General features: G+C 63.5%; 11 protein-coding genes. 6 read left to right on the plus strand and 5 right to left on the minus strand.

All coding sequences use genetic code 11. From position 1 onward, the window contains the following. Positions 1 to 14: 14 nt before the first annotated feature. From HPQ64_RS05565 to HPQ64_RS05575, 3 genes are all read left to right on the plus strand, one after another. Complete coding sequence (locus tag HPQ64_RS05565; protein ID WP_172887342.1) at positions 15 to 1241, plus strand: aminotransferase class I/II-fold pyridoxal phosphate-dependent enzyme; 1227 nt, start codon at positions 15 to 17, stop codon at positions 1239 to 1241. Further along, complete coding sequence (locus tag HPQ64_RS05570) at positions 1238 to 3940, plus strand: FtsK/SpoIIIE family DNA translocase (RefSeq protein WP_172887343.1); 2703 nt, start codon at positions 1238 to 1240, stop codon at positions 3938 to 3940. The genes HPQ64_RS05565 and HPQ64_RS05570 overlap by 4 nt, the downstream gene beginning before the upstream one ends. A gap of 111 nt (positions 3941 to 4051) precedes the next feature. After that, on the plus strand, positions 4052 to 4714 hold the full coding sequence (locus HPQ64_RS05575; RefSeq protein ID WP_172887344.1) for an outer-membrane lipoprotein carrier protein LolA: 663 nt from the start codon (positions 4052 to 4054) through the stop codon (positions 4712 to 4714). Between the two features lie 87 nt (positions 4715 to 4801). Here the strand turns inward: HPQ64_RS05575 and HPQ64_RS05580 are convergent, their stop codons facing one another. The 4 genes from HPQ64_RS05580 to HPQ64_RS05595 form a co-directional block, all read right to left on the minus strand. Then, entirely contained in the window at positions 4802 to 5557 is a 756-nt protein-coding gene (locus tag HPQ64_RS05580; RefSeq protein ID WP_172887345.1) for a Bax inhibitor-1/YccA family protein, read from the minus strand. 210 nt (positions 5558 to 5767) lie between these two features. Further along, entirely contained in the window at positions 5768 to 6214 is a 447-nt protein-coding gene (locus HPQ64_RS05585; protein WP_172887346.1) for a GFA family protein, read from the minus strand. A 96-nt stretch (positions 6215 to 6310) separates the two neighbouring features. Next, a complete protein-coding gene (locus HPQ64_RS05590) occupies positions 6311 to 8893 on the minus strand; it encodes an ABC transporter permease (RefSeq protein WP_172888527.1) in 2583 nt (860 codons plus the stop codon). A gap of 5 nt (positions 8894 to 8898) precedes the next feature. Continuing rightward, a complete protein-coding gene (locus HPQ64_RS05595) occupies positions 8899 to 9615 on the minus strand; it encodes an ABC transporter ATP-binding protein (RefSeq protein ID WP_172887347.1) in 717 nt (238 codons plus the stop codon). Positions 9616 to 9807: 192 nt separating this feature from the next. Between HPQ64_RS05595 and HPQ64_RS05600 the strand changes: the two genes are divergently transcribed. Both HPQ64_RS05600 and HPQ64_RS05605 read left to right on the plus strand, forming a co-directional pair. Further along, positions 9808 to 10446: an arylesterase gene (locus tag HPQ64_RS05600; protein ID WP_246270305.1), complete on the plus strand. Its 639-nt coding sequence runs from the start codon at positions 9808 to 9810 to the stop codon at positions 10444 to 10446. 85 nt (positions 10447 to 10531) lie between these two features. Beyond that, entirely contained in the window at positions 10532 to 11584 is a 1053-nt protein-coding gene (locus tag HPQ64_RS05605; RefSeq protein WP_172887349.1) for an aldo/keto reductase, read from the plus strand. Positions 11585 to 11645: 61 nt separating this feature from the next. Here HPQ64_RS05605 and HPQ64_RS05610 read toward each other — a convergent pair whose 3' ends face one another. Next, positions 11646 to 13058, minus strand: coding sequence for a cytochrome P450 (locus HPQ64_RS05610; protein WP_172887350.1), 1413 nt, complete (start codon positions 13056 to 13058; stop codon positions 11646 to 11648). Positions 13059 to 13339: 281 nt separating this feature from the next. Here HPQ64_RS05610 and thpR point away from each other — a divergent pair, with 281 nt between their 5' ends. Next, positions 13340 to 13876: an RNA 2',3'-cyclic phosphodiesterase gene (gene thpR, locus HPQ64_RS05615; protein ID WP_172887351.1), complete on the plus strand. Its 537-nt coding sequence runs from the start codon at positions 13340 to 13342 to the stop codon at positions 13874 to 13876. Positions 13877 to 13887 lie beyond the last annotated feature (11 nt).

Consider the following 13887-nt stretch of genomic DNA (forward strand, 5'->3'; position numbering starts at 1 on the left):
AGTCCCGGTCGTTGATGTCCGCCCAGCCAACCGTCAAAGCCCCGTCTTCCAGCGCGCTGCCGTCGGCCAACCCCTTTCAGCGCCTTGCCGCGCTGCTTGAGGGCGTGGAGCCCGCGAAAGCGCCGATCGTCATGACGATCGGCGAGCCGCGTCACGCTATTCCCGAATTCGTCGGCCCGATCTTGCAGGAAAATCTGGCGGACTTCCGCCGATATCCGCCAATCGACGGCACGCCGGAGTTTCGCGCAGCCGTGGCGGATTGGCTTGACCGGCGTTACGGGCTTGGTGGCGCGATCGACCGAAAATCCGGTGTGCTTCCCCTCAATGGCTCGCGTGAGGGGCTTTCCTTTTCGGCCATCGCCGCGCGAGACCAGCTTGGCAAGACGCATGAGCGCCCGGCGGTTCTGTTCCCGAATCCCTTTTACCAGACCTATGCGGCATCCGCCCATATCGCCGGCGCGGAAGCGGTGCTCCTCGACGCGACGCCTGAACAGGGTTTCCTGCCGGATATCGGTTCGCTTGACGAAAGCCTGCTTGAGCGCACGGTCGCCTTCATCTACGCATCGCCGTCCAATCCCGAAGGGGCGGTAGCCTCGCTTGAGACCTACCGCAAGCTGATCGACCTCGCCCGCAAGCATGATTTCTTCATCTTCGCCGACGAGTGCTATTCGGAGATTTACCGCGCCTCTCCGCCGCCGGGCATTTTGCAGGCCGCGCATTCCATGGGCGAAGGCTTTTCGCGTGTCATTTCGCTGAATTCTCTGTCGAAACGCTCGAACCTTGCGGGCCTTCGTTGCGGATTCGCCGCCGGAGATCCGGAATTCCTCGCACGCTGGGTGAAGTTTCGCGGCCTCGCCGCCCCCCAGGTGCCTATGCCTGCGCAGGCGGTCGCCGTGCGCGCCTTTGGCGATGAAGCGCATGTGGAGGAAAACCGCAGGCTCTATAACGAAAAATTCGAGATCGCGGAGCGTCGTCTCGCCTCTGTTATGGGTGGTCCCGTGACGCCGGATGCCGGCTTCTTCCTCTGGCTCGACGTGAAGCGCTGGGGCGGCGGCATCGAGGTCACCAAGGCGCTTTGGGAAAAGGCGGGGGTCAAGGTTCTGCCCGGCGCTTATCTTGCGGCGGAGCGCGGCGGTGAAAACCCGGGAGCGGACTTCATCCGCATCGCCCTGGTCGAGGATCGCGAGACGATTGACGACGGACTTTCGAGGATAGCGGACTATCTGGGAGGATCGGCATGAGGCGCACGACCGCCATGCGGCCCGGGCGAAACGTTCCGGTCGACCTGGAAGATACGACAAGCCCGCTGCGCCGCTTCGTGAAGCGGAACATGATCGGCGCAATCGGCCTTTCGCTGATCGCGATTGCCGCCGCCCTTGCCGCCGCGCTCGCCACATGGACGGTCAGCGACCCGAGCCTCAATCACGCGACGGATGAGCCGGTGCGCAATGCGCTCGGGCGTCCCGGCGCTGTCTTCGCAGACCTCCTCATGCAGTCGATAGGTCTTGCCACGGCCGTCTTCCTGCTGCCGGTGGTGCTTTGGGGCTGGCGGTTGATGACGGGCCGCGCGCACCGCATCGCGCGCCGGCGCGTCGTTTCCTGGGTCATCGGCACGCTGCTTGCCGCCGGCAGCCTCGCAGCCTTGCCCGTGCCGGACGGCTGGCCGCTGCCGACCGGCCTTGGCGGCTTCATGGGCGATTTCGTGCATTCCGCGCCGGCGCTCGTCACCGATTCGTTGACAAGCGGCATGGCGACCATCGTCGGCTCGCTCGGCCTTGGCGTGCCCGCGCTTCTTCTCATGCTGCGCTCCGCCGGCTGGCTCGGTCAGGATCCCGTGCGCGAGGCGCGCAAGCTTCCCGACCTCGGCACGCCCTATGACGACGATGACGAGGACTACGACGAAGACGACGGCGGCCGGCTTTCCGCCTTCATGGGGGCAGTCACCCATTTCACGCTTCATGGCAGGGCGGTGCTCAGGCGCCTTGCCGGGCGCAAGAGCCGGCGGGAATATGCTCCGCTTGAGGATTGGGATGAAACGGAGGAGGACGGCGTAGAAGGCGCCGCTTCCGATTTCGAGGACCACATGCCGCGCCGGTCCATGCGCAAGCGCCTGTCCGACTGGCTGCACCCGCGTGAGGACGATGGCCTGGACGCGCTTTTTCCGCGCGACGACAAGAACCGTCGCCTGCCGCGCATGGCCCTTCCCGCCGTGGACGATTTCGACGACGAAGAGGATTGGGACGAGCCGGGTGAAGCGGACGAACCGCAGCGCCCCATGCCGGTCGGCATAGCCCCGCCGGAAGGCAGGACCGCCACCTCTCAGCCGGGTGAGCCGGCGGGTCGTGTCGTGCCGCCGGCGCCGAAACTCAGGCCCGGAAAGCGGATGGCGGCCGAAGCCCAGCCCTCGCTTCTGGGCAGTCCGGAAGCTTACGAGCTTCCGCCCCTGCGGCTGCTTGCGGAGCCGAAGGCCGGCTCGAAGGCGGCCGCCATCAGCACGGATGCGTTGGAGCAGAACGCACGCATCCTGGAAGGCGTGCTGGAGGATTTCGGCGTGCGCGGCGAGATCATGGAGGTGCGCCCCGGCCCGGTCGTCACCCTTTACGAGCTTGAGCCCGCGCCCGGCATCAAGTCCTCGCGGGTCATCGGCCTTGCGGATGATATCGCCCGCTCCATGAGCGCCATTTCCGCGCGCGTCGCCGTCATTCCCGGCAAGAACGCCATCGGCATCGAGCTTCCGAACCAGCGCCGCGAAACGGTCTATCTTCGTGAGCTGCTGGCCGCCCAGGATTTCGAGAAATCTCGGGCGAAACTGGCGCTCGGCCTCGGCAAGACCATCAATGGCGAACCGGTGATCGCCGATCTCGCCCGCATGCCGCATCTGCTCGTCGCCGGCACCACCGGTTCTGGCAAGTCGGTGTCGATCAACACGATGATCCTGTCGCTGCTTTACCGGCTCGATCCGGACCAGTGCAAACTCATCATGATCGACCCGAAGATGCTGGAGCTTTCCGTCTATGACGGCATTCCCCATCTTCTCACCCCAGTCGTCACCGACCCGAAGAAGGCGGTTGTCGCGCTCAAATGGACGGTGCGGGAGATGGAGGAGCGCTACAAGAAGATGTCGAAGATGGGCGTGCGCAACATTGACGGCTTCAACACGCGCGTCGCCCAGGCCTTGAAGAAAGGCGAGAAATTCACCCGCACCGTCCAGACCGGCTTCGACCGCGAAACGGGTGAGCCGATCTTCGAGGACGAGGAGCTGCCGCTCGAGCCGATGCCCTATATCGTCGTCATCGTCGATGAGATGGCCGACCTGATGATGGTCGCGGGCAAGGATATCGAGGGCGCGATCCAGCGCCTCGCGCAGATGGCGCGCGCCGCCGGCATCCACCTCATCATGGCGACGCAACGCCCGTCGGTCGACGTCATCACCGGCACGATCAAGGCGAATTTCCCGACCCGCATCTCATTCCAGGTGACGTCGAAGATCGACAGCCGCACGATCCTTGGCGAGCAGGGCGCGGAGCAGCTTCTGGGTCAAGGCGACATGCTCTTCATGGCGGGCGGCGGGCGCATCCAGCGCGTGCACGGCCCCTTCGTCACCGACGACGAGGTGGAGCAGATCGTCGCCCACCTGAAAGCGCAGGCGACGCCACGTTATCTCGAAGCCGTAACGGAAGAGGACGAGCAGGGCGAAAGCGCTTTCGACGCGCTTGCCGGCGGCGGGGACGACGGCAACGACCTTTACGACAAGGCGGTCGCCATCGTGCTGCGCGACAAGAAGGCCTCCACATCCTATATCCAGCGCAGGCTCTCGATCGGATATAATCGCGCCGCCTCGATCATCGAGCGGATGGAGCAGGAAGGTGTCGTCGGGCCGGCCAACCATGCCGGCAAGCGAGAGATCCTCGTGCCGGGCGCAAGCGCGGAAGACTATTGACGCGAAGCCCCGCGGTTATCATCTCAATACGAGGGGCGTGGAAAGCGTGCCGCATCATCGCCACATCCCGCTGTTAGCCGGCGGCAAATCGATTCCTCGGAGTTTATGCAAATGACGACCGCACACCGTTCGATCAAACGCCTTCTCGGAACAGCGCTCGTCTGCGGTGTCCTTGCCGGTCCGGTACTGGCGCCCATGCCAGGCGAGGCGGCGGTGGAGCTGAGCGCGGAAAAGCAGGAAACGCTTGGCGAGATCAACAAGTACTTCAACTCCGTGAAGACCATGCACGGAGATTTCATTCAGTTCGGGCCGAACGGGGAGCGCGCGGAAGGCAAGTTCTATCTCGCCCGTCCGGGCAAGATCCGCTTTTACTACAATCCTCCGGCGAAGATCGACATCATCGCCGACGGCAAGTCGGTCTCGGTGAAGGACCGCAAGCTGGCGACCCAGGACATCTGGCCCTTGAACGAGACGCCGCTCAGGTTCCTGCTGGCCGACAAGATCAACCTTTTGAAGAACGCCCAGGTCACGCATGTGTCCGTGGAGCCGGATCTCGTCACCGTCGTCATCAACGACGATTCCACCTTCGGCTCGGGCAAGCTGACGCTGATCTTCGACGCGAAGTCGACGGAACTGAAACAGTGGACGGTGACGGACGCGCAAGGGCTCGACACGTCGGTCGCGATCTACAACACCACTGTCAACGGGCCGACCAATCCGAAGCTTTTCGAGATCGACTATCTGGCCGCCACCCGCCAGAATCGGGAAAAGTGAGCGCAAGGCACAGGGCCGAAAACACCGGATACGAAAAAGGCGCGGGGTGATCCCGCGCCTTTCTTTTTGCCCTGATGACTCCCCCGCTTATTCGCGGTTGCCGAACAGCGAAAGCAGCATCAGGAAGAGGTTGATGAAGTCGAGGTAGAGGCGCAGCGCGCCCATGACCGACTTCTTCGTCGCAACTTCGCCGCTGTCGCCGGCGTAGTACATTTCCTTGATCTGCTGCGTGTCATAGGCGGTCAGCCCTGCGAACACGAGCACGCCGATCACCGAGATCGCGAACTGAAGTGCCGAAGAGCCAAGGAACAGGTTCACCAGCGACGCGAGGATGATGCCGATGAGGCCCATGAACAGGAACGAACCCCAGCCGGAAAGATCCTTCTTCGTCGTGTAGCCGAAGAGGCTGAGCGAGCCGAAGGCGGCGGCAGAGATGAAGAACACCCGCGCGATAGACCCGCCCGTGTAGACCAGGAAGATCGACGAAAGCGACAGGCCCATGAGCGCGGCGTAGACCCAGAAGGTCGTCTGCGCGGTCGATGCGCTCATCGACTGGATCTTGAAACTCAGGAAGAACACCATCGCCAGCGGCGCGAGGATGACGACCCACTTCAGCGGGCTCAGATAGATCGCCTGGCCGAAGGCGGTCAGGCCGCCGGTCGCCTGGTCGATGGCAAAATAGACGGTGCCCATTGCCATCAGGCCCGTGATGGCAAGACCCAGCGCCATGTAATTGTAGACGCCGAGCATGTAGGAGCGCAGGCCTTCGTCATAGACGCCGGCCTCGGCGCGCGTGCCGGCCGTGGCATACCGAACGTTCTGGTTGCGGTCGAAGGTCGACATCGATTTCCTCTCTTTGTGAACTCTGGCAAGCGCCCAAACGGCGCCTTACGCCCGTGTTTTGCACAGGTCAGCTAAGATATGGCGTGTTTCCGGCATCTTACAAGGCGCAAAAAACACCGGCGAACATTAACATTCGGTCATTATAGCGGGATATTCGTGCCAGCGTTAATGGTTCGAGGCGTTCGCAACCTGCAGCGCTCTCTTTTGCCGCTAATCCGTTGAATTCAGGAGTTGAGAACGCGAGCTTGCCGCGATGCGTTCGAGATCGTCGTCGATGTGGAGCCACTTGAGGCGCTTTGCTTCGTGGGCGTGAAGTTGCGGGGGGAGGTCGTCCGCCTGATCGAGAAGGCCAAGCGCTATGTAAACTTGCCCCGGTAAATACGCGTAACGCCCCGCGAGCGTAGAACCACAGGTCGCGCAAAACGTCCGCGTTACTCCCGGGTTCGGGTTCACGCTGCGCCCCTCGTTGGGATCGAACGTTACTGCCGTTTCATCGAATGCCGCGAATGCCGCGACAGGTGCGCCCGTCGCTCGCCTGCAGTCGGTGCAGTGGCAATAGGCGACAGCCGTGGGTTTCCGCGTCGCGCGGATTTGCGTTGCACCGCAATAACACCGCCCCGTGATCTCGGTTGCCAATTCATTGGCCAGGTTCGACATTTTTCGGGGCTCTCCGGTCATGGCAATTGGACGGTGATTGGTTCGCCGGCGAGCCTAATGCGGCAGCATGCAGCCGTCCAGGTGGAGTGCTTGCCCTCAAAGATTTCGCAAGACCGGCGCAGGCTTTTCGCCGAGCACGCGCCACGTGCCGATGAGCCCGAAGCCTACCGTGAGGATAAGCGCGATGATCGCCGCACTCGTCGCCGTCGCCGGCAGGAAGACGAAGCTTCCGCCCATCACCTGGGTCACGACATAGCCTGCCGCAAGCGCGCCCGCGATCACGCCGAATATGGCGGTCGCAAGCCCCAGAATTGCGTATTCGTAAGCGTAGGCCGCGATCAGCCGCCCGCGCGTCGCGCCAAGCGTTTTCAGGATGACGGCGTCATAGATGCGGTGGCTGTGCCCGGCGGCCAGCGCGCCCGCCAGCACCAGCACGCTCGCGATCAGCGTGACGGAGGCTGCCCCCCGGATCGCCCAGGCAAGCTGCGCGACGAGCGCGTTCACCTGCTCGATGGCGTCTTTCACGCGCACCGCCGTCACGGTCGGGAAGGCGGCTGTCGCCTTCTTCAGGAGCGCGATTTCCTTTTCCGTGGAAACGTCCCCGTCCCATGTCACGGTGGCGAGATGGGCGTGCGGCGCGCCTGCGAAGGTGTTCGGCGAGAACACCATGACGAAGTTGATCGCAAGCGATTCCCAGTCCACCCGGCGCAGATTGGCAATTTCCGCCGTGATGGAGCGTCCGAGCACGTTGACGGTCACCGTGTCGCCGATCCCGAGTTCCAGCGCTTCGGCCACGCCGTCCTCGAAGGAGACGAGCGATTTGCCGGAATAATCTTCCGCCCACCAGTCGCCTGCCACCAGCGTGGAGTTTTCCGGAATTTCGGCGGCATAGGTGATGCCACGGTCGCCGCGCAGCGCCCATGCGCCGTCTGGCGGAGCCTTGATTTCCTCGCTCGGCACGTCGTTGACCGCGGTAATCCGCCCGCGCAGCATCGGCGCGGTCTCTATCGCGGCATCGGAGGCGGCCTCTGTGAGGAAGGCGTCGAAAGCGTCCTTTTCGCTGTTCTGAATGTCGATGAAGAAGAAGCTCGGCGCTTCGCGGGCGATCGTCTGCCCCAGTTCGCGGCGCAGGTTGCCGTCGATCAGCGCGAGGGCCACCAGCAGCGAAAGCCCGAGGCCAAGCGAAAGCACGACGGAAGGTGTCAGTGCGCCGGGCCGGTGGATATTGCCGATGGCAAGCCTCAGTTCCGTCGAGCGGACGTGCGGCAGGCGGCGCGCGCCCCACATGATGGCCCTGGCGACGAGGACGAGCAGAACGAAGGCCCCCGCCGTCGCCCCCACATAGACGAGCGCGATGCGCTTGTCCGCCGAAAGCCAGACGGCGATTGCCGCCAGCACCGCGACGGTGACGGCGGTCGCGAACATATAGCGCTTGCGCGGAAACCTGCGCCCGTTGCCGATATCGTCGCGAAAGAGCGCGCGCGGCGGCACGTCGTGGGCGCGCCCCAGCGGCCAGAGTGCAAAGGCAAGCGCGGTCAGGAAGCCGTAGACGACGCCGAGCCCGAGTTCGGTGGGGAAGACGTCGGCCGCCGCCTCTACCGGCAGCACGCTTGACAGAAACCCCGAGGCGACGAAAGGGATCACCATGCCGATGACAAGGCCGATGGCGATGCCGATCCCGGCGAGCGCCATGATCTGGATGAGATAGACGCGGAAAACGAATCCGCCTTCCGCACCTATGCATTTGAAGGTGGCGATCACGCCGCGCTTTTTCTCAAGGAAGGAGCGCACGGCATTGGCAACGCCCACGCCGCCGACGACGAGTGCGGTCAGGCCGACCAGCGTCAGGAACTGGGAAAAGCGGTTGATGTTGCGCTGCAGGCCGGGCGCGGCGTTCGCGCGCGAGCGTATCCGCCAGCCCGCTTCGGGAAAGGCGTCGCTAGCATCTTCCGACACCGCCTTGATGCGTTCTTCGCTTGCGCCCGGCGGCAGTTTCAGCCGGTAGTGCCACCTGACCAGGCTGCCCGGCTGCACGAGGCCGGTATCGCCGATCGCCTCATTGGAAATCATCAGGCGCGGGCCGAACTCCAGCCCCCCGTCAAGCTTGTCGGGCTCCGCCGCGATCGTGTCGGCAATGCGCACTTTCGTGCGGCCGATGGAAACCTCGTCGCCCACGTTTAGTTTGAGCCTTGCCAGCAGCGCAAGGTCTACCACGGCGCCCCAGGTGCCGTCCTTTTTCGCAAGCGCGTCTTCCAGGCTGCCGCCGCGCTCGAGGCGCAACTCGCCGTAAAGCGGATAGACGTTGTCGACGGCTTTCAGTTCGACGAGCGACTGGTCGGTGGTTTCTGGAATGCGGGCCATGGCCCGCATGGTGGCGACCTCGCTCACCGCGCCGAAACCCTCCAGAAAGGCGCGCTCGTCTTCTTCCGCCTGCCGGTGGACGAGGCGGAAGGAAATGTCGCCGCCAAGGATCGTGGTTCCTTCGGCGATGATGCCTTCGGTCAGCGCGCGCGAGACGGAGGTTACGCCCGCGATCGCCGCCACGCCGAGCGCGATGCAGGCGATGAAGATGTAAAAGCCGCGGATACCGCCGCGCAATTCGCGCAGCGCGAAGCGGAAGGCGAGGCGCCAGGACGGCGCGAATGCGCCGTTGGCCGATCCCGGAACGAAGCCTGCCATGTGCTTCATGCCTTTTCCCGTTCGTGAGAAAGGTCGAGCGGCTCGATCTCGCCGGAGCGCACCCTGATCACCCGGTCGCAGCGCTTCGCGAGGGTGAGGTCGTGTGTGACGAGCACCAGCGTCATGCCGCGCTTCTCGCTCGCCTCGAACATCAGTTCCACGATCTGCTCGCCGGTGGTTTCGTCCAGGTTTCCCGTCGGCTCGTCGGCGATCAGGATCTGCGGCTCGACGACAAGGGCGCGGGCAATGGCCACGCGCTGCTGCTCGCCGCCGGAAAGCTGGGTCGGGTAGTGGGAAAGCCTCTCGCCGAGGCCGACGGCCTCAAGTTCCGCGCGCGCCTTGGTGAAGGCGGCCCGGTCGCCCGCAAGCTCCAGCGGTACGGCCACGTTTTCAAGGGCTGTCATATTGGGCACAAGGTGAAACGACTGGAAAATGATGCCGACGTTTCGCCCGCGAAAGCGCGCAAGCCGGTCCTCGTCGAGCTTCGTCAGCGTTTCGCCCGCCGCGATCACTTCGCCCTTGTCGGCGCGCTCAAGGCCGGCCATCACCATCAGCAGTGTCGATTTGCCGGAGCCGGAAGGGCCGACGAGGCCGACGGAACATCCCTTTTCGATGTCGAGGTCGATGCCTTTCAGGATATGCACGCGGCCCGCGCCACTGCCGAGGCTCAGGTGTACCTGTCTTAGCGAGATAACGGAGTTGGCGGCGGGATCGGTCGTCATAGGCGGCCTTCGGTTGTCTGGTTTTCCTGGCGGATGCTCTCGCCAGTCCGGATTTCTATATTATCTACGAAGCAACCCCGCGGGTGGACGCGTGATCGAGCGGTGTGCAATCAATTCGCCCGTTTCGCATCGCCGGACAAATCCTTCTCGATATGGGGCGTTGCAACGAAGCGATCCAGAGGAAGAGCGCTCTTGATACGATCCGTTACATTTTTTTTGGGCCTTGCGCTGGTGTTCGGCGCACTCTTCTCGCTTGAGGCGAAAGCCGACACGGTGAAGATCGTGGCCTTCGGCGACAGCCTGACGGCGGGATATGGGCTCGCCGCGACGGAGGCATTTCCCGTTCAGCTTGAAAAGGCGCTGGAGGAGAAGGGCCATTCAGTCGAAGTGGTGAATGCCGGTGTTTCCGGCGATACGACGACAGGCGGCCTTGCCCGTCTCGACTGGTCGGTACCGGAGGATGCCGATGCGGTGATCCTCGAGCTTGGCGGAAACGACGCGCTTCGAGGGCTTCCCCCCGAAACGACGCTTAAAAACCTCGATGAAATGGTCGCCCGGCTGAAGCAGCGCGGCATCGCCGTTCTCGTCGCCGGCATCCGCGCGCCGCGCAATCTGGGGGAGGAATACGCGCAAGCCTTCGATCCCGTCTTCGCCGATGTCGCGCAAAAGCACGGCGCATTGCTCTACCCCTATTTTCTGGAAGGCATACCTCTCTCGCCCGAAACCGTTCAGGGCGACGGGCTGCACCCGACGGGAAAGGGCGTTGCCATCATCGTGGAAAACATCCTGCCGAAGGTCGAGGCGCTTATCGCGCGGGCAAGGGCTTCATAATCGGGCCCGGTCCGGTTAAAAGTCACCGGATTCACCATTCCTTTCCGAGCGCATTCGCGCCGTTCCCCATCCAGTTGAGGTATTCATGGAAAAGCGCCGCCTTGGCCGCACCGACATCATGGTCTCGAGCCTGTGCCTTGGCACGATGACCTTCGGCGAACAGAACACGGAGGTCGAAGGCCATGCCCAGATGGATCTCGCCGTGGAGCGTGGCATCAACCTGTTCGACGCCGCCGAGCTTTACCCCATTCCGCCCAAGCCGGAAACGCAAGGGCGCACGGAAGAAATCATCGGCACCTGGATGAAGGCGCGGAAGAACCGCTCCGACATCGTGCTGGCGACGAAGGCCATCGGCCGGTCGGGTAATACCTGGTTTCGCGACGATGGTTCGCCCGGCCGTCTCACCCGCAAGCAGCTCGAAGAGGCTGTCGACAAGAGCCTGAAGCGCCTTCAGACGGATTACATCGACCTTTACCAGCTTCACTGGCCGGACCGGACGGTCTCGGGCTTCGGCTCCAATCCCACGCGCTGGAAGGATCCCGTATCCGCTGAAGACGAGACGCCGATTTCCGAAACCCTGGAAGTGCTCGGCGATTTCGTGAAGGCCGGCAAGGTGCGCCATATTGGCCTTTCCAACGAAAGCGCCTGGGGCACAATGACCTTCCTGAAGGCGTCGGAGGCGAATAACCTGCCGCGCGTGGCCTCCATCCAGAATGCCTATTCGCTGGTCAACCGCACGTTCGAATCCGGCCTTGCCGAGGTTTCACGGCGCGAGGATGTGGGCCTTCTCGCCTATTCCGCGCTGGCGCAAGGCTATCTGACCGGCAAATACCGCGACGGGGCGCTGCCGAAGGGGGCGCGCAAGACGCTGTTCGACCGGCTGCAGCGTTACGAGAAGCCGGGCGCGGAAGCGGCCATCAACGCCTATCTGGATCTCGCGGCCGATCTCGGCGTCGATCCGGCGCAGCTCGCCATAGCCTTCGTCCGCTCGCGTTCCTTCGTGACATCGGTGATCCTGGGCGCCACCTCGCTTGCCCAGCTTGAGGTCGATCTCGGCGCCGCCTCGCTGGAGATCACGCAAGAGATCGAGGCGCGCATCGACGCAATCCACCAGCTTCACGGCAACCCCTGTCCGTGAGCGTTTTCCGATCGGGTGTACGGCACCCGATCGATAAGAATTCGCTCCACGCCCTGAAGGCTTATCGCCTTTCGATCGTAACCGGAAGCCCGTGGCGCGGGCGAAGCGAAAGCCGCGCCATGGGCTCGATCTTCGCGCCCTGCACCACGCGTATGCGATAGCGCTGCAAGAACGTGGCGAGGCAGAGCACGGCTTCCGTCAGCCCGAATTGCAGCCCCGCGCAGATGCGCGGCCCGGCGGCGAACGGAATATAGCTATAGGGCGCCGGCCGGCCTTTCAGGAAGCGTTCGGGCATGAAGTGGTTGGGCTTTTCCCAAAGGCCGGGCGTGCGATGCAAAAGCCATGGCACGGCCATCACGATCGATGCCGGCTTGACCTTGTAGGGGCCGACCGTATCGGCCTCCCGTGCCTGCCGCGCAAAGATCGCGACGGGAGGATAAAGCCTCAGCGTCTCCTCCACCACCGCACGCGCGTAGTCGAGCTTCGGGATGTCGCCCACCGTCGGCGCCCGGTCGCCGCAGACCTCGGCCAGTTCCTTCAGCATCGCATTTTCCGCCCATGGCGCATTGCCAAGCAGATACCACGCCCAGGTAAGCGTTGCCGCGGTCGTCTCGTATCCCGCCATGAAGATCGTCGCCGCCTCGTTCCTGAGCGCCGAGCGGTCGAGCCCCAGTTCCGGGTTCTTCTCCTGGCGGCGCATCAGAAGGTCGAGCATGGCGTCATGGTCGCCGCGTCCTTCCAGGTGGTCGTCGATCACCCGGTCGATCACGCCGTGTACGCGCCCGACCGCCTTGCGAAGCATTTTCGTGCGCTTGACCGGCAGCCCGTCGTCGAAGCCGAGCGTGTAGCCGATGTTGAGCGTGTCGATCAGGCTCTGGTAGCTGGTGAAGCCTTCCGTAACCTGGCGCGCATCCTCCCGAGACAGATCTTTGCCGAAGACGGCGCGGGTGATGATCTCCGCCGTCAGCGTTGCCATTTCACTGAGCATGTCGATGGTCTGTCCGGCTTGCGCGCGTGACCATCGTTCCGCCATCTCGGTGGCAACCTTTTCCATCACCTTGCCGTAGACCGGCAGCCGGTTCTTGTGGACGATGTCGGAGACGAGCGGGCGTCGGCGTTTCCATGTCTCGCCGTCCGAGATGAAGAGCCCGTCTCCGATCAGGAATTCCAGCGCCCGGCGCATCTGGGGCGATTTGCGCTCGTAATTGTCGTGGCGCGTCGCCATCACGTATTTCACGCCGTCGGGATCGTTGACGAGCACGATCTGCCGGCCGAGGATCTTCAGTTCCCGGTAGCCGACCTCGTATTCCGTCTTGCGCCAGATGCCGAGGAAGTCGCGCCGCGCCTGCAAAAGAAGCCGCAGTATCGTCCTTGGCCCGCGGAAAGGTTCGGGATGAACGGGAATGAAAAATCCTTCTCCCGCTTTCTCATGGAATTTGGTCGGTGGGCCGGCAAACCGGTCTAGGAAGTACAAGCGGTAAAATCTCCGGCTGAAAATTCACACCAGGCAGTAAACGTTCGCTAGCTACATGGGTCCAGACCCCAATATCAAGCCCGAACGCCAAGGAGGCAGGGGCGCCGGCGAAAAATCGAATCAATTTCGCGCACCTGTCGTCCCTTTCGCCAACGCCGGCTGCCGGCAGCGCTCCGCAAGGCAAAATAATGTTTGAAATTCAGTATCATCCGATTTTCGCTTGCACGACGTAAAAATTACTAGCCTCATGGTCATGTTCAGCAACAGCGGAGGATTTTCCCATGCCCCGACTGTTCACCGGACTGGAAATTCCGGCCGAGACCGGCCAGTTCCTTTCTCTTCTGCGCGGCGGCCTCAGGGGCGCGCGCTGGATCGATCCGGAAAATTATCACGTCACCCTGCGCTTCATCGGCGATATCGACGACCGCATGGCCGATGAGGTCGCGGACGCGCTCGACCGTATCCGCCGGCGCTCCTTCGAGGTGCGGATCGACGGCCTGGGCTCCTTCGGCAACGGCAAGCCGCATTCCATCTGGGGGCGGGTGGAGCCGCTGCGGGAACTGCAGGAGCTTCAGGGCGAGCAGGAGCGCATCCTCCAGCGCCTCGGCTTTACCGGAGAGCGGCGCAAATACATCCCGCATGTCACGCTTGCCCGCCTCAAGGGCACGACGAACGAGGAAGCCGCGCGCTGGCTTGCCGAGCGGGGGGATTTCAGGGCCCCGCCCTTCGTCGCCGGGCGGTTCGTGCTGTTTTCCTCAAAGGCGAGTGTCGGCGGTGGCCCCTATCTCGTTGAAGAGGCTTACCCCCTCGCGGCCTGATCCGCGGCGGC

Origin of the sequence: Hongsoonwoonella zoysiae (assembly GCF_013266695.1) — a bacterium.
In the GTDB taxonomy this organism is placed as follows: Bacteria; Pseudomonadota; Alphaproteobacteria; order Rhizobiales; family Stappiaceae; genus Hongsoonwoonella; species Hongsoonwoonella zoysiae.